Below are 16,033 nucleotides of genomic sequence, written 5' to 3' on the forward strand. Positions count from 1 at the left end.
AAGTAAAGAAGTGGGTGGGGATGATCTTCAAAAATCCGTCAGGTCGACCTCCTTTTGCCAGTGGGGTTGCATCAGCACGCGGTTGACCAAGTCGATGTCGATCGTCGTGCCGGACGACGCACGCACCGCTTCGAGCATCGAAGCCAGACAGAGGTTGCGGCAACGACGAAGCACTCCGTCGGCGGTGCGGATGATCAACTCGATCGCACCGGCGGTGAACGTGTTGTGCCCCAATCCGATGCGATCAAGCTGGCCCTCGATGAACTCACGCATCGCGTCTTCGTGAAGACGTTTGGTTATGACCGAGTAGGTCACACCGCCTTTTCGTAGGTCATGCTGTGCATGACGAAATACGGTACGCTTGCCGTCGCGCTCGGAGGCCCGGATTCAGGAAACGCTTCGTGACATGCGGTATCACCTCGTAGTGATGAACGGATGGTGTCATGCACAGCATGACTTACTGGAATCTCTGTTCGTTTTTATTGCTCTCCACCATTCGATGATTTGCATTGCTGGGCCACTGTGTCGATCGCGCTGGCCGGATCGGCTCGCCGCTATCGTCGCATGCAAAATGCAACCGCTGTCGCACAGCGGTTGCATCTCGATGGTTTTCGCTACAGGGCTAAGTTCAGGGCGACTTCACCCGCGCATTGCGATGAACACGCTGGGAACGGTTCTTCTGTCTGACCCATCTGCGCTTGCTGCTGTTCCAGCCAGGTTGGCAATCTGACAACAGTGAATTTCGTGGAACTCCAGGGAACCATTCATTGAATGTACGCCAACGATCGCCCGGCTTTCGCTGGGTTGGTAGACTTGGTGGACTACGGAGCTTCGCTGGGGTCAGGCCTTGCATTGGGTTTTCGACGGTAATAGATTCGACAGCCGTCTGATCCTCCTCCGCTCCAGGGTTGACCATGCCTCGTCCTCACCGCGTCCAGTTCCCCGGGGCTATTTATCACCTGATCACCCGGGGTGATGGCCGACGGGCACTGTTTCACGATGAGGGACACTACGAACGCTTCACCCGTGGACTCACTGAGCAAGTCTCCCGGTGCGGCTGGGAGGTCTTTGCGTTTTGCTGGATGCCCAATCACATCCACGCGCTCGTTCGCACACCCGAGCCGAACCTGGCCACCGGCATGCAGCACTGGCTTTCCGGATACGCCAACTGGTATGCCAAACGCAACCGACGCACCGGGCATCTGTACCAGGGTCGCTACAAGGCCTTCACGGCGGGGCCGATGCGAATAAGGCCTACCGGAAATACGTCAGCGAGGGTTTGGCCCAGGGGCATGACCTTTTGAAGGACACGATGCACGGCTGGGTGTACGGCAGCGAGTCGTTTCTTCGTCGGATGTTGGAATTGGCCGAGAGCGGGGACGAGACCAGGCATCGCAGCGTCAGCCGTCGATTATTTAGCGTCGATCCGGCAGAACTGATTGCAGCGGTCGCCGAAGACCATGGCGTGGCCGCGTCGGACCACGCAGTGTTTCGCTCCTCAGCTCCCGGTCGGGACATGGCGGCGTGGCTGTGTCGTCGGTGGACCGGGGCGACTTTGGCAGAATTGGGCGAGGCGTTCGGTGTCAGCGGAATAGGCAGCGTCTCGGGGCTTGTCCGCCGAGCCGAGCGACGACATGCCGAGTCGCCGTCGTGGCGACGACGGGCGGCTTCGATTGAGGACAGACTGCAACTGAAAACCCAATGCAAAGCCTGACCCCGGCGAAGCCCTTCCCGGACAGTGTTGACTTCCGACAGTGCCTACTTTCGTGCGGTGCGTGGGGCGTCGTCCAAGTATCGCTCGGTCATTCGGGCACGGTACTCCATCATGCTGTTGGCTCCTTGGAAACCGACAACCGTTTCGTCCCAATTGAGTTCTTTATTGAGCAGGTGTCCGTTGTCCATGTCGAACTTGATCGTTCCATTGCTTAGCTGCTGAACGACTTGAGCCCGGATGGATTCGTCATCCATGGGAGTGAGTGGTTCGCTGCGGATGGAGATCGTAGCGACGCCGCTTTTTACCTTTTCCAGCGTGTACAACTCGCGGATCTTGATGATCTTCATCGTCGCTTCTTCCGTCCGCGTCTTCACTTCACGGGGCACCGCCCAAGAACCGCCGATGGCGATGGGCTCTTCAGGAAAGGCGATCACGAGCGAGCCCATCCCCAGATTGGCTTTGCTGCCGCCGAAGTCTTCACGGTCGGTCTCCTGACCGCGCGGATTGATCGTCACGGTGGAAAGTTTTTCACCGATCTGCTCGGCGACTTTGCCGAACATCGTCGGTGCAATTTCTCCCGACGTGCTGCTCCAACGAACCTCTTCCTTGTCACCTTGCTGTTGCGTCATCTCGACGGTGTCAACGATGTGATCAAAAGTCATCTTCTCGCCGTCGACGTTGACCACATCCCAGTGACGATGACTGATGGTGTGAACCTGTGAAACGTCTTCGGTTCCCTCGATCCGCGTTTTGGTTTTCGCCATGTGGGTGACTTCAAAATGAAGTTGCTGTCCATCGGCGATGGAATGCCGCAGCAGGTAGGTCTGGCCATCGACTTTTGCGTCGTCGTCGGCACATACATGGGACAGAGGTGCGATGCAAATCAGGGTGACGGCGGCGGTCACGGACAAAAAACTCGAAGCAAATCGAAACACGATCACGGTCTCCATACACGGAATCGGAGGGACGGGGAAAACGTGCTCGTGAAACTCGCAGAATCGTTATGCCGCGGCAAGACGGATTCTGGATGGCGAGGCGGCGTGTCGCACAGTCGGATGCAATGCACGCATTGCTCAGCGCGCGATAGAGAACAACCGGTTCTTCCATTCCTAGTGCAACGTCCAAGCTAACCCTGGACTGTTCAAAGTTTGGTGTTGACATTGTTTTTTCAGTCCATGTTTTTGTTCTATGCATCGCAATCGAAGTGAGCCTCAGGCGCTAGCCGTGGGCCGGCACCACAATCCGCCTCAGGCCCACGGCTAGCGCCTGAGGCTCACTGGGGCTACCAGCTGCGCCGGCAGTAGGGACATAGCCCAGTCCGTACCCAGGGTTGCAGCGTCATTCGCCAAGGCGAATGACGGCTTTGACCCTGGGCTATGCTGTCAAGCGTCTTCGGCGTAGGGAGAAAGGATGCGCATGCCAATCCCCAAGTCTTGAACAGCCCTGTGCGTAAAACCCGTGGTCTGACGGCCAGCGGCTATGGCTCCCGTCCAGCGTTTGATAGCACAACCATGCTAAGCGGGACGCTCTCTATGGCACTGTGGCTGATGAATCCAGTGACAATCCTTGGACACTCTTAGCCCGGATTATTCACGCCACTGACTACAGCCTTCGCAATACGTTTGCACCAAACGGTTTACGCGGATTGGCACGAAAACAGTCTGCGCATATCAGCCGGGTTATCGCGCAGCAAAAAGCTCGAACTCGCCAATAGCGAAGAGTTCGAGCTGTTGTTTTAAGAGGCTTTGAGAGGGGAGCGGAACTACTTGAGTTCGATGCTTCCGCCGGCTTCTTCGATTTCTGCCTTGATCTTGTCGGCGTCTTCTTTCGAAACGCCTTCTTTGAGCGTTGCAGGAACGCCTTCGACCATCTTCTTGGCTTCCATCAGCGAAGCACCGGTGAGGTTCTTGACGACCTTGACGACGTTGAGCTTCTTGTCGCCGAAACCGGTCAGGATGACGTCGAACTCGGTTTGCTCAGCAGCGGCTTCTTCAGTCGCAGCGGGACCGGCCATCATGATTGCGCCACCACCGGCGGCAGGCTCGATGCCGTGCACGTCTTTGAGGTAGTCGCTCAACTCTTTGGCTTGCTTCAGGGTCAATTCGGCGATCTTGTCGCCCATTTCTTTTGCTTCGGCGCTGAACTCAGCGACTGCGGTTGCTTCTTCGGACATATCACTTACCTCAAAAAACGGATGGACGGTTGTTTGTAAAGAAGAAAAGGGAGGGTGTTGGTTTCAGCTTCTGGCGAATCACTCGTCGCCGTCGCCGATCTGCTTGATTTGGCTGTTGAGCTTCTTGCCGGGGCCAAGCATCGCGGCGGACAGTCGGGCTCCAGGGCCGAGAATCTGTCCAACCAGCATCGAAATCTGTTCTTCGCGGGATGGCCATTTACTGACCGCACGAACGCCTTCGGCATCGAGGGCTTCGCCATCCATGACACCGCCGCTGGTTTTAAAGACATCGAATTTATCTTTGTCTTTATCCAGTCGAACGATTTCTTTGACCAGCGAGACGAAGTCGTCGCCACCAAAGCACACAGCGACTTGGCCCGCTGCGCCTTCGAAGGCAGGAGCCAGTGAGGTTCCCTCGGTTGCTCGGCGAGCAAGCGATTTCTTAACGACGACCAAGGTGATGTTCTTGCTCGCCAATTCAGTGCGTAGTTCGTTGGTCGTGTTGGCATCCATTCCAGGATAGGTGACCAGCACGGCGTCTTTGACACCGTCGAGTCGCCGCTGGATATCGCGGGTCACGAGTTGTTTGACGTATTTACTCATCGGATAGGTTCACTGCGAGATTCGCGAATGGTTTTGTTGGGGTCCGCTGTGTCAAGTTCAACGCTGTGAAGATGACTGAGCAGTACTCGTTAGCAAGCAACACGAACACTGGGGCTCATCGTCGCACAAATCGCTACGCCTTTGACGTAAGTTCCTTTGACGGCCTGCGGCTTGAGGCTGTCAACGAACTTGATGAATGCGTTGATATTATCGACAAGCTTGGGGGTGTCAAAGCTGATCTTTCCGACCATCGCATGGACGTTTCCGCCCTTGTCATTTCGGAATTCAACCTTACCCGCCTTGTACTCACCAACCACCTTGGCGACATCAGGGGTCACGGTTCCGGCACGTGGGCTGGGCATCAAACCACGGGGACCGAGTACACGTCCCAAAGGACCGACCAGCCCCATCATGTCGGGTGCAGCGATACAAACATCAAAGTCTGTCCAGCCGTCTTTGATCTTCTTGGCCAAGTCATCCTGTCCGACCTCATCGGCACCGGCTTGCTCAGCGGCTTTGGCGGCGTCGCCTTTGGCGAAAACGACAACCCGCTGCGTCTTTCCAATCCCGTGGGGCAGAACCAAGCTGCCGCGAATGATCTGATCGGCTTGATTGGGATCAACACCCAGACGCATGTGGATTTCGACCGTTTGATCAAACTTGGTCGAATCGTATTTCTTGAGAGCCTCAACTGCCTCACTGAGAGGAAGCAAGCTGGATGGCTGTTTTTTGATAGCAGCGCGGTAGCGCTTTGATTTTTTACCCATATTTTCACGACTCGAGTTGGTCGGGTGGTTTTAGCAAAATCACCAGTCCCGCCGGAACGACAAGCCCAGCGGCGGCAAATTCTCCCACTTCATCTCAGCTCTTATCGGCTGAGAGGATGGGGAATGTTGCGAATTTCGGCGATGCCGTCAACGCCAAAACACCGCAACGAGGCGACTTTTTTGTCGAATCGGCTCTCGGACGCAAGATGGGGGCCGAAAAATGAGGGCAAAACTCGGTTTTGGCTGAGTGATTGTGGTGGATCCGACGACGGCAACAGGATACCAGCTATCTGGAATGCGGCTTCAAGTGACCGAGGATGTGCCCGAGTAACTCCCGGGCTGCTTCGACTTGGCGGTCTTCCCGAGCCTTCGCTCGGAGCCGAATGCCGATCGTGGACGCCTCGATGTCGCCGTTTGTTCGACGGGCAAACCCGATGAAGACCTGACCGTCCTGCTCTGGCGGCGCCCCCGGCCCCAGGTGCCCGGTGATCGAGCCCGCGATGTCGGCTTGGCGGGTATTTCGCAACGCTCCCACTGCCATTTGCTGGGCTACTTGGGGGCTGACCGCCGTGAATTGGTTCAAGATCTCAGGTGACACCTCCAACCACTGCGACTTCGTGGCCTCTTGATAGACCACTGCCGAGCCGCAGAGCCAAGAGGAGATTCCGGGGACAGTTGCCAAGCTGGCCGCAGCCAACCCCGCCGTGCAGCTTTCCGCGAGGACCAATTGAGTCCGTGATCCTGCGAGTTGCTCGGCCAAAAGCAATGCCGCTTGCTTCAGATCGCTTGCTGAAGTTGTTGTCATGGGCGATGGGAGGTGGGGAAAAGGATCGGCTTTTGATTCGATTGCTCATTGGCCACAGCGCGATAGAGAACGCGCGGTTTCCGAGTATAGGCGTAAGAACCGGACGCTATCGCGTGGCGGCTAATAGACGCAGAGTGTTTTGATTCACCGCAATAATGTCCCAAGTTCTATTCACCCGTCGCCGAAGGTTAGCCCGAATTATTCATGCGGATGATTGATTTTAGCGCAAGCAGATTCTCGACAATGAGTTACGTCACCGCTGGGAAATGCAGATTGCTTTTCATAACCCGACGACCTAAGAATCCACCCCACGGTTCCATGAAAAAAAGCCGCCCGCGGCGGGGCGCGGACGGCTTGGCAAAACGATTCGCAAACGAGTCATCTCATGGGCGTCTGACACCGCCCACTGTAGATCAGCTATTGGAGATTTCTTCGCCGACTTCTTCGCTGTCCAGCGCTTCGGCGTCGTCGGTCATCACGGCTTCGTCGTCCAATGGTGCCGCGAATCCGCCTGCTGCCATCACCTTTTGGGTGATTTCATCGCGGACATCGACGTTCTCGATCAGGAAATTACGAGCCTTTTCCTTTCCTTGACCCAAATAGGTCTCACCATATTTGAACCACGCCCCGCTGCGGGTGACGACACCGTGGGTGGCACCCAGATCCAACAAGTCGCCTTCGTAGCTGATGCCGTTGGAGTGCATCATGTCGAACTCAGCAACTCGGAACGGAGGTGCAACCTTGTTCTTGACGATCTTTGCTTTCACACGTTGACCGACTTGCTCCTCGCCATCCTTCAGTGCACCGGTGCGACGCACATCGATTCGGCAGGAAGCGTAGAACTTCAAGGCACGACCACCGGGAGTCGTTTCGGGGCTGCCGAACATCACACCGACCTTTTCACGGATCTGGTTGATGAAGATCACCGCGCACTTGCTCTTGGCGATCGCTCCGGTCAGCTTTCGCATCGACTGGCTCATCAAGCGAGCTTGCAAGCCGACGTGGCTGTCGCCGATTTCGCCTTCCAATTCTTTCTTGGGAACCAATGCCGCGACCGAGTCGATCACGATCACATCGACCGCGTTGCTCTTGATCAGCATTTCGCAGATCTGCATGGCTTCTTCACCACTGCTGGGCTGGCTGACCAACAAGGTGTCCAGTTCGACACCGAGCTTCTTGGCCCAACTGGGGTCGAAAGCGTGTTCGGCATCGATGATCGCCGCGATCCCTTCCTGCTTTTGTGCTTCCGCACAAACGTGCAAGGCCAGCGTCGTTTTACCGCTGGACTCTGGGCCATAGATTTCGATGATTCGGCCACGTGGGATGCCTTGGCCGCCCAACGCCATGTCCAAACTCAGACTTCCCGTCGGGATGCCTTCGATTGTCAAGCAGTGCGACGCACCCAAAGGCATGATCGAGCCTTCGCCGAACGCTTTGTCGATCTGCTCCAGCGTGGTCTTCAGTCCCGGTTCGCGTTCCAACACTGCTTTGAGTTTTGGATCGACAGCAGGCTTCTTTGATTTGGTCGGTGCTTTTGTTTTCTTTGCCATCAATTAAATCTCCCCGAGCAGTGACATGTAGAACGAGATGGTCATGGTAGCGATCTGTGGAGATAACGGCAACCAAATGAACCCTCTTGCTGGCGGTCGACTCTTATCGAACCTCACCAAGCTTTGACACAAGTAGTATTCGCGATCCTGAGGACACGTCTGGTCCGGTGACGCTGTAACCTGGAAAAAGCTATGATCGAAGTCCCGATATCCCCCTACGCTGCCCGACAAAGACTGCCTAGCTTAACAGCAACTGTCGCAATCGTTGTCACCCTATCGGAAACAGCCTCTGACAAGCCATGATGGCGAAACACTGATCGGCAACGCCTCTGGATCAAAGAGACCATTGAATTGAGTGATGAATCCTCCCAGCCGAACGATGACTCTGAGCCGTTGACCGTTGACACGGTGCTCGGCGCGGGCGGATTGATCTCACGACGTCTGGCCAACTACGAGCCACGCGCCGCACAGCTTGAAATGGCCAACGCGGTAGCTCAAGCGCTGGCGGAAAAGAAGCACTTGATCGCCGAAGCAGGCACGGGAACAGGAAAGAGCTTTGCCTATCTGATCCCGGCTGTCTTGCATGCCACCGATAGCACGACGTTGATCAACCCTGCCAAGCCCAACGAAAAACCTCGCCGACCGCGAATCCTGATTTCCACGCATACGATCAGTCTGCAAGAACAACTGCTCGCCAAAGACGTTCCTTTGATCAACAGCGTGATCCCTCGCGAGTTTTCCGCGGTGTTGGTCAAAGGACGCAGCAATTACATCTCGTTGCGTCGTCTGGATCGGACGTTGGGCAAGATGACTTCGCTACTGACGTCCGATGTTCAATACGCGCAAATGCGGGAGATCCAAAAATGGTCCAAGACCACGACCGACGGGACTCGCGCCACGCTGCCGATCAAACCGGACGGCCAAGTCTGGGACGAAGTGGGCAGTGACACGGGCAATTGTCTTCGGCAAAACTGCCCGACCTTCAAAGACTGCTTTTATTTCAAAGCTCGACGACGAGCCAGTCATGCCCAGTTGCTGATCGTCAACCACGCGATGTTCTTTAGCGATCTCGCGTTGCGTCGCGATGGCGTCTCGCTATTGCCCGACTACGACGCTGTCATCTTGGACGAATGCCACACGATCGAGTCCGTTGCCAGCGATCATTTGGGTCTGCGGTTGACCAGCGGTCAGTTCACCTATTTGTTTGATCGCCTGTACAACGATCAAAAACAAAAGGGTTTGCTTGTCGACAAGCAGCTTCGCGGCCTGCAAGGCGAAGTCGATCGATTGCGTTTCGCACACAGCGAGTTCTTTGCCGACATCTTGGACTGGTGGAAACGTCACGGTCAAGAAAACGGACGTGTGCATCATCCCGACTTGGTCGACAACCCGCTTTCCGAACCCATGCGTGCCCTGGCGCGAAAGCTGTCCCAGCAGGCTGACGGAGAGAAGAACGAATCCGAGCGCAAGGAGTTTGAGTCGGCACGTGATCGCTTGCTCGTGCTGGCGGATTCATTGCAGTTGTGGATCACGCAATCGCAATCCGATTCGGTCTACTGGTTGGAAAAGACCGCGATGCGTCGCGGAGGCGAACGGGTGACCCTGGCGTCCTCGCCGATCGATGTGGGGCAATCGTTGCGTGAGACACTTTTCCAGTCCGATACGATCAAGAGCGTGATCATGACCAGTGCGACGCTCGCCACGGGTGATGACGACAAGTTCCAGTTCTTTCGATCCCGGATCGGGCTTACCGGAGGGCTCTCCGTTCGTGTGGGCAGCCCCTTTGATTACGAAAAACAATGCCAACTGGTCGTCGTTCGTGACTTGCCCGATCCCTCTCGTGAACGTGACGCGTTCGAGAAACTGTTGCCCGAACAGATCAAGCGATTTGCCGGTCACACCGACGGCCATGCCTTTGTCTTGTTCACCAGCTATGACTTATTGAAACGATGCGCCGAGTCGTTGAGTCGTTGGATGATCGATGAGGGACTTGAGCTGTACACGCAAGGCGGCGATGTGCAGCGAAGTCAGCTGTTGGATCAGTTCCGCGCAAATCCACGCGGCATCCTGTTCGGCACGGATAGCTTTTGGCAGGGCGTCGATGTGCCCGGAGACGCGCTGACCAACGTGATCATCACCAAGCTGCCGTTCGCGGTTCCCAATCATCCTTTGTTGGAAGCAAGGCTGGATGCCATCCGCGCCTCAGGCGGAAACCCATTTGCCGACTATCAACTGCCCGAAGCGGTGATCAAGTTTCGGCAGGGTTTTGGGCGTCTGATCCGCACACGTCAAGACTCCGGTATGGTCGTAGTGCTCGATCCCAGGATCGCGACGAAGCCCTACGGAAAGACTTTCCTGGAGCCACTGCCCAAAATGCCGGTGCACTTTGTCTCCAAAGTCCCCAAGCAGAAAACGTCGACGAAACGAAAGTAGGCGACGTTACCTTTCTTTCACGCCACCGATGACCGGCGACCTCTTCGATTGGCACGCCATTGCTTGACGCCATCGACGAGAATCTTAAGCCACGCGATGCTGAAGACCATGCCGATCATGGTGGCCGGCCAGTCGCCGATGCGAACGTAAAGGCTTGTCCGGTCATCCAGACGCGGTTTCGCAATCACCGCGCCGTCGTCACCACGCGGAACAGAGTCGATGATCCGACCGCAACTGTCGATCCAAACCGTCGGCCCGTTGTTCGCCGCCGACAGGATCGGGCGTCGACATCCCACCGCAACCAATTGGGCGCAACGTTGATGATGATCGATCACGGCCGAGTCGTCGAACCAACCATCGTTGGTCACCGTGACGATGACCTCTGGTGCACCACCATTGTCGGATCGCAACTGGGAAACATGCCTGATGGTCACACGCTCCACAGCGGTCTCGATGCACAAGTTGGGTGCCACAGTGGTCGAGCCGACGTCAAATCGCCGTGGTCCGTCGCCTGAGGTGACCATCGGTATCAAAGCGTGCAGTGACGGGATGTGCCCGATCAACGGAACGTATTCACCGAACATCACCAAGTGATTCTTGCCGTACCACTGGGCGACACGCGATTGCTGGTCGACGTGGACCACACCGCTGAAGATGTCTTGTTGCTGCTCGACACGTAGCACCCCACAGCCGACGATCAGTTGCGGCAGCGTGTCTGCTTTACCGGCAATCTGTTCTTGAACACGTCGCGCACGGAACTCAAACGCGGCTCGTTGTTGATTCAATAAACTGGTCAACTCCGTCGCCGTCAGATTCTCGGTCGCGGCGATCTCCGCTGAACCATCTCCGTCGATCCAGGGCAAGTCGGCCGTGAACATCGACTCCGGCCAAACCACGACATCGACGATTTGGTCAGCCTGTTGGACGGCCTGTGCGGATTGACGGACATAGGCGTCAAAGATTTCCAACGCGCGCTTTTTGTCTTGTTCGTACTCCACCGGCTCGCCGCGTTGCACCAAAGCAAACACCGTGGAGCCGTTGCGTGTGGGTTGCGACAACCGATAGCGACCGTAGCCAAGCGTTGCACCCAACAGGATCGCCGCAACTGCAAACGCAGCGATCCCGTTTTTGTCTCTCTCTCGCCATAGCTGGTACATCGCGGCGCTCACTAATGCGATGACAAAACTGACCGCGTAGGTCCCACCAAGGTCCGCGATCTGGATCATCGTCGGGATGTCGGCCATCGTGTGCCCGAGCATCGCGGCGGAGATCCCCGTCAACATGTAGTTGCGAACCCACTCGGCACCGACCCAAGCGATCGGGAATGCGAGGAACATCGGCACCGACCACCGACGCAGTCGTCGAGTCACCGCGATCGCTGCGACGGGATAAACGGCCAAGTAACAGGCAAGTGCGATCCAACATGGATAGATCAGCGGATTGGCGTGGCGAAGTCCTTGTAGGCTGACCAGCCAGTACAGAGCCGCCGCCGCGTACAAATACAGGTAGTCGCGTCTCGTGCTGGAAATCGACTCGCCGCAGTGCATCCAGGGAATCAACGCGACGAACGCCAGGGGCCAAAATCCGAGCGGCGGCTGCGAGCACCACAGCAAGACCGCCCCCAACAGGGCGTACTTGCGTGAATCAGGTGGGGAATCGGGGAGGTTCATGGCGGCATGTTAGAAAAACCGCCCGCCGGGCGATATTGGGATATTTTCAAGCGGAGGACTCAACCATGCTAAATTGATGGCAGGCTGACACCGGCACCGCCCCACTTGCGTCGCGGTCCTATACTTCACGCACTGCTTCACTCAACGCAGCACGGTTCGCCGCCTCGACGACTCTTTTTCCGCTCCTCCAATCTCCAGTCAACGACATGGATTCGCCAGAATTTTTGGGACCTTATCGCATCGGCGAAAAACTCGGGCGAGGCGGCATGGGCACTGTTTATGCCGGGGTCCACGAAAAGACCGGCGAGCGAGTGGCGGTGAAACTGATCGCGGAGCATGTTTCCGATGAGATGCGATTTCGTCGTCGGTTTGACGCGGAAGTCGAAACACTGAAGCGACTGCGGCATCCCAACATCGTTCGCCTGATCGGCTATGGCGAACAAGAAGGTCGGCTTTTCTACTCCATGGAACTGGTCCAAGGAGAATCGTTGCTCGCCAGGCTGAAGCGAGAAAAACGGTTGCCGTGGATGTTTGTTTTGGACGTCGCGATCCAAGTCTGCTCGGCGTTGAAGCACGCCCATGACTTGGGGGTCATTCACCGCGACCTCAAACCCGCCAATTTGGTTTTGACGCCCAGCGGCGAAATCAAGCTGGTGGATTTTGGCATCGCGAAAATCTTTGGCCACGAACAAACCGCCGAAGGCTCCGTGTTGGGCACCGCCGACTACATGGCACCTGAACAAGCCACGGGCGCAGGCATCACCTCGCGTGTGGATTTGTATGCGTTGGGCTGCGTGATGTACGCGATGCTGTGTGGCAGGCCGCCGTTTCGTGGCAAGACGGTCTCGCAGGTCATCGAGATGGTGAAATCCAAAGACCCCGCGCCGCTGGATTTGATCGATCCCGAATTGCCGGAGGACATTGTTCAGATCGTCCATCATCTGCTCGCCAAAGACCCTGCGGATCGCCCCCCGACAGCCCTGGCGGTCAACAACCGACTCAAGGCAATGCGTGCCGGTTTGAGCCGTCAGATGACCCTCAATGGCGACAACCTCGATACCGGAATTGAGGAACCGCATGTCGAGATCCGCACCCATGGGATTGATCTCAGCGACGAAGCAATTGCAGGTCTAGACTCCACCGGGTCCGCCGCTACACGTCCTCATGACAATCAAACCAATGTTCATACAGGAAATGCAAAGAAAGGGCCACTGACGCGACTGGAAAACCAACGGCAAATGTCAGCCGATCCGTCGGCCGGGACAGCGGATCCATCGGCCGGAACAGTGCACGAGCCCGGTGCCGCCCCTGGGGACAACACGCTGCCAATGATCGGCAAGGCCACGAAAACGCCGCAAACTGGAACGGGATTCACGACCGGCCGCTCGGAAAACGAAGCGACCGACGATGCCTACATGGGAACCAGGGACACGCATTTCCAAACCGTTGCCGATTCCGACACCGACGGCGGCTTCTTTCGCACAACGAACGTCGAAAGCGACGGCAAAGCCAAACACGTTTTTTCGATCGCGGCTTTGGTGATCGGCTTGATTCTCGCGATCGTCGCTGTGTTTTACGCGATGCGAAAACCGACCGCAGATCAGTTGCTGGCAACGATCGACAACGCCGTTGCGGCCGGCCAAACAGACGAAGCCCAACGAGACATCGAGCGTTTTCTGAAACTCCATCCACAACATCCACGGGTCGACGAACTGTCTGAACTGCGTCAATCCTACCAGCTCGACGGCACACTGCGTCGGCTGCGATTGCAGTCCAAAATCAGAACCTCACAGCCTCCGGTTTATGAAACGGAGTTCCTGGCCGCAATGGAATTGCGACGCACCGAACCGGATCAAGCTCAAGAAAAACTACAGCAGTGGCTCAGCGTCTTTGTCGACCCGGACATGACTGCCGCAGACCCTCGCACGGAGCTGCAGACGCTGGCCGAGTTTGAGCTCGCACGGTTGAAACGAGATCGTCCCGCCGCAGAGAACGAACGGAGGCTGGACGAGCTGCTCTCTCGCGTGGGCAGCGCGATGGAGTTGCCCAAAGAGGAATCGATGGAGCGTTTGAGGGCGATCATCAAACTCTATGAAGACGAAGCTTGGGCCGCCCCGGCGGTCCAGGCCGCACGCGATCAACTCAATCGGTGACGATGCGAAAGTTGGTTTTGTGGCACTGCGGCGATCCGCAGGTTGCTGCCACGTGCTCCGGCGCTGGAGAATGCTGACTTAGTGAGCCGTGACGCGTAAGCGGCCGGGCCTACCGCATTGCCCGGTGCCTTACGGCCCACGGCTCACCTGGGTTCCTGGTTTCGATTAAGTCAGCAGTCTCCGCAGCTGGAGGAGGTCGGATCGAGCGAAGCAAGATCCGGGAGGGGGCCTACACTGTGCAAACCTCACTGAATTGTTCAACCGGCGCGCATTGCCCTGGGCTGTTCAAAATTTGGTGTTGACATTGTTTTTTCAGTCCATGTTTTTGTCCCATGCATCGAAATCAAAGTGAGCCTCAGGCGCTAGCCGTGGGCCGGCACCACAATCCGCCTCAGGCCCACGGCTAGCGCCTGAGGCTCACTGGGGCGACCAGCTGCGCCGGCAGCATGGACATAAACTTGCGCAAACCCAAAAAGACACAACCCCAAACTTTGAACAGCCCAGGCACTTGCCCGCCAGTTACCAAACCAATCCGGCGTCACCCAGACGTTGTTTGGTTTCCGCCATCAACGCGTCTTCCTCTGCCAGCGTCGGTGCCACGTAGGTCACGCTGAATCGCAGGAACGATCCGGCGTCGTCCCACGGCACGGTCACGATGCCGAACTGCTCGATCAAATAACGCGTCGCGTCTTCCGCTGCGGCAAAGGATTCGCCGGACTTGGTTCCGCTGGGCGACTTGACGTACAGAAAGTAGCTGCCGCCGGGCATTTCGCATTGGAAGCCGCATTCACGCAGCGTTTCGACGAGTTTTTGCATCCGGCGTCGATACTTGGCATTGATCCGCTCGGGGATCGAATCGTCGTCCAACGCGGCCGCGGCGGCTTTTTGTGTGGCGATGAACTGCCCGCTGTCGCTGTTGTCTTTGACATCGGCAAAGGCGGAAACGATTCGTTCGTGTCCGCACACGAATCCCATCCGCCAGCCGATCATGTCATAGCCCTTGCTCATGCTGTGCGCCTCGACACCGACATCCAATGCGCCGGGCGTTTCCAAAAAGCTGCGAGGCTTGCCGTCGAACGTCAGCATGATGTGGGCAGCGTCGTGGACCACGATGAACTGTTTTTCTTTGGCCAAGGCGACGACCTTTTCAAAGAACTCAGGCGGTGCCGTCTTGCCCGTCGGTGAATTGGGATAGTTGATCACCAGCATCTTGGTGCGACGATAGATGTCCTCGGGCACCGAATCCAAGTCCGGCAGGAAATCGTTCTCGGCCAACAGCGGCAATCGATACACTTCTCCGCCGTAGTACCTCGTGTGCGTGCCGGCGACGGGATAGCCGGGAACGGTCATCATCGTGATATCGCCAGGGTTGATGAAACACGCGGGCAACATCGCGTAGGCCGGTTTGCTGCCGATACAGTGATTGATTTGCGTTGCAGGATTCAGCTCGACGCCGAAATGTCGCTTCATGAAACGAGCTGCGGCTTGCTTGTACTCGATGACGCCGTTGTCGGCGTATCCGCGGTTTTCAACGCGGTTGATTTCCGCTGCCATCACATTGCGAACCGATTCATCGGCCATGGAATCGTTTTCCCCGATCCCAAAATCAAGCAGCTTTCGGTCGGGATGTGCCGCCATCGCATTCCGCTTGGCGCGTTTGATTTTTTCAAACTTGTAGATCTCGGTGCCCTTGCCATAGTTGGCACCTCCGATTCGCTCGGCAAAGAGCGACTGGAAATAGGGATCGGTGACGGTCGTCTCGTGAGCGTTTTCTGAAGCGGTCGACATGGCAGCAATCTACAGGGGGAAAGAAATCCAACGGTATCGTCGTTTCTGGCAAGTCGTCCTTCAGGGCGACCACCAGCCAGCCAGCCAGCCAGCGGGGCAACCCGGTGACGACCCCAGCAGGGTATTTCCGTCGTGGATTTACGACAAGTAGCCGCGCAGGACGATATCCTTTGCAAATCTTAACCGTCCGCCCGCCGGGCAGCTTCCCCGAGCCGCATCATCGTCACTCACGGAGGGGTCGCATCAAATTGGCACAGCCGGATCTGGGCGAAACCGATCTGGTTTGATTCATCGAAAATGCTGGAAACCGCCATTGCATCGCACTATCCGGCGGGAATGTTATCGTGTCGACGCGAGCCCCATCCCTGAGACCTGTT

General features: G+C 56.8%; 14 protein-coding genes. 4 read left to right on the forward strand and 10 right to left on the reverse strand.

All coding sequences use genetic code 11. From position 1 onward, the window contains the following. Positions 1–27 precede the first annotated feature (27 nt). Together Pla52nx_RS32125 and Pla52nx_RS32130 are read right to left on the reverse strand one after the other, a co-directional pair. Positions 28–273, reverse strand: a complete 246-nt coding sequence (locus Pla52nx_RS32125) for a hypothetical protein (protein ID WP_146523114.1) — start codon at positions 271–273, stop codon at positions 28–30. Positions 274–311: 38 nt separating this feature from the next. Then, positions 312–449 (reverse strand): hypothetical protein, encoded by a 138-nt coding sequence (locus tag Pla52nx_RS32130; protein ID WP_342190304.1) that lies wholly within the window; start codon positions 447–449, stop codon positions 312–314. A gap of 465 nt (positions 450–914) precedes the next feature. Here Pla52nx_RS32130 and Pla52nx_RS32135 point away from each other — a divergent pair, with 465 nt between their 5' ends. Next, the gene (locus Pla52nx_RS32135) at positions 915–1,304 is read left to right on the forward strand and encodes a transposase (protein WP_146523113.1); all 390 of its coding nucleotides are present in this window, start codon (positions 915–917) and stop codon (positions 1,302–1,304) included. Positions 1,305–1,312: 8 nt separating this feature from the next. Then, positions 1,313–1,714, forward strand: a complete 402-nt coding sequence (locus Pla52nx_RS32140) for a hypothetical protein (protein ID WP_146523112.1) — start codon at positions 1,313–1,315, stop codon at positions 1,712–1,714. A 44-nt stretch (positions 1,715–1,758) separates the two neighbouring features. Here the strand turns inward: Pla52nx_RS32140 and Pla52nx_RS32145 are convergent, their stop codons facing one another. From Pla52nx_RS32145 to recA, 6 genes are all read right to left on the reverse strand, one after another. Continuing rightward, the gene (locus Pla52nx_RS32145) at positions 1,759–2,649 is read right to left on the reverse strand and encodes a DUF6263 family protein (RefSeq protein ID WP_146523111.1); all 891 of its coding nucleotides are present in this window, start codon (positions 2,647–2,649) and stop codon (positions 1,759–1,761) included. 827 nt (positions 2,650–3,476) lie between these two features. After that, a complete protein-coding gene (gene rplL / locus Pla52nx_RS32150) occupies positions 3,477–3,887 on the reverse strand; it encodes a 50S ribosomal protein L7/L12 (protein ID WP_146523110.1) in 411 nt (136 codons plus the stop codon). 78 nt (positions 3,888–3,965) lie between these two features. Further along, on the reverse strand, positions 3,966–4,490 hold the full coding sequence (gene rplJ / locus Pla52nx_RS32155) for a 50S ribosomal protein L10 (protein WP_146523109.1): 525 nt from the start codon (positions 4,488–4,490) through the stop codon (positions 3,966–3,968). Positions 4,491–4,579: 89 nt separating this feature from the next. Continuing rightward, the gene (gene rplA, locus Pla52nx_RS32160; RefSeq protein ID WP_146523108.1) at positions 4,580–5,257 is read right to left on the reverse strand and encodes a 50S ribosomal protein L1; all 678 of its coding nucleotides are present in this window, start codon (positions 5,255–5,257) and stop codon (positions 4,580–4,582) included. A 286-nt stretch (positions 5,258–5,543) separates the two neighbouring features. Next, positions 5,544–6,062, reverse strand: coding sequence for a CinA family protein (locus Pla52nx_RS32165; RefSeq protein WP_146523107.1), 519 nt, complete (start codon positions 6,060–6,062; stop codon positions 5,544–5,546). Positions 6,063–6,475: 413 nt separating this feature from the next. Beyond that, entirely contained in the window at positions 6,476–7,612 is a 1,137-nt protein-coding gene (recA, locus tag Pla52nx_RS32170) for a recombinase RecA (protein ID WP_146523106.1), read from the reverse strand. Positions 7,613–8,089: 477 nt separating this feature from the next. On the opposite strand from recA, the gene Pla52nx_RS32175 reads away from it, so the two are divergent. Continuing rightward, complete coding sequence (locus Pla52nx_RS32175) at positions 8,090–10,045, forward strand: ATP-dependent DNA helicase (protein WP_231742723.1); 1,956 nt, start codon at positions 8,090–8,092, stop codon at positions 10,043–10,045. Positions 10,046–10,062: 17 nt separating this feature from the next. On the opposite strand, the gene lnt is transcribed toward Pla52nx_RS32175, so the two are convergent. After that, complete coding sequence (gene lnt, locus Pla52nx_RS32180) at positions 10,063–11,715, reverse strand: apolipoprotein N-acyltransferase (protein WP_146523105.1); 1,653 nt, start codon at positions 11,713–11,715, stop codon at positions 10,063–10,065. Between the two features lie 206 nt (positions 11,716–11,921). Between lnt and Pla52nx_RS32185 the strand changes: the two genes are divergently transcribed. Then, positions 11,922–13,868, forward strand: coding sequence for a serine/threonine protein kinase (locus Pla52nx_RS32185; RefSeq protein ID WP_146523104.1), 1,947 nt, complete (start codon positions 11,922–11,924; stop codon positions 13,866–13,868). 519 nt (positions 13,869–14,387) lie between these two features. Here Pla52nx_RS32185 and Pla52nx_RS32190 read toward each other — a convergent pair. Further along, positions 14,388–15,656, reverse strand: coding sequence for an LL-diaminopimelate aminotransferase (locus tag Pla52nx_RS32190; protein WP_146523103.1), 1,269 nt, complete (start codon positions 15,654–15,656; stop codon positions 14,388–14,390). Between the last annotated feature and the right edge of the window lie 377 nt (positions 15,657–16,033).

Source organism: Stieleria varia, assembly GCF_038443385.1.
GTDB lineage: Bacteria > Planctomycetota > Planctomycetia > Pirellulales > Pirellulaceae > Stieleria > Stieleria varia.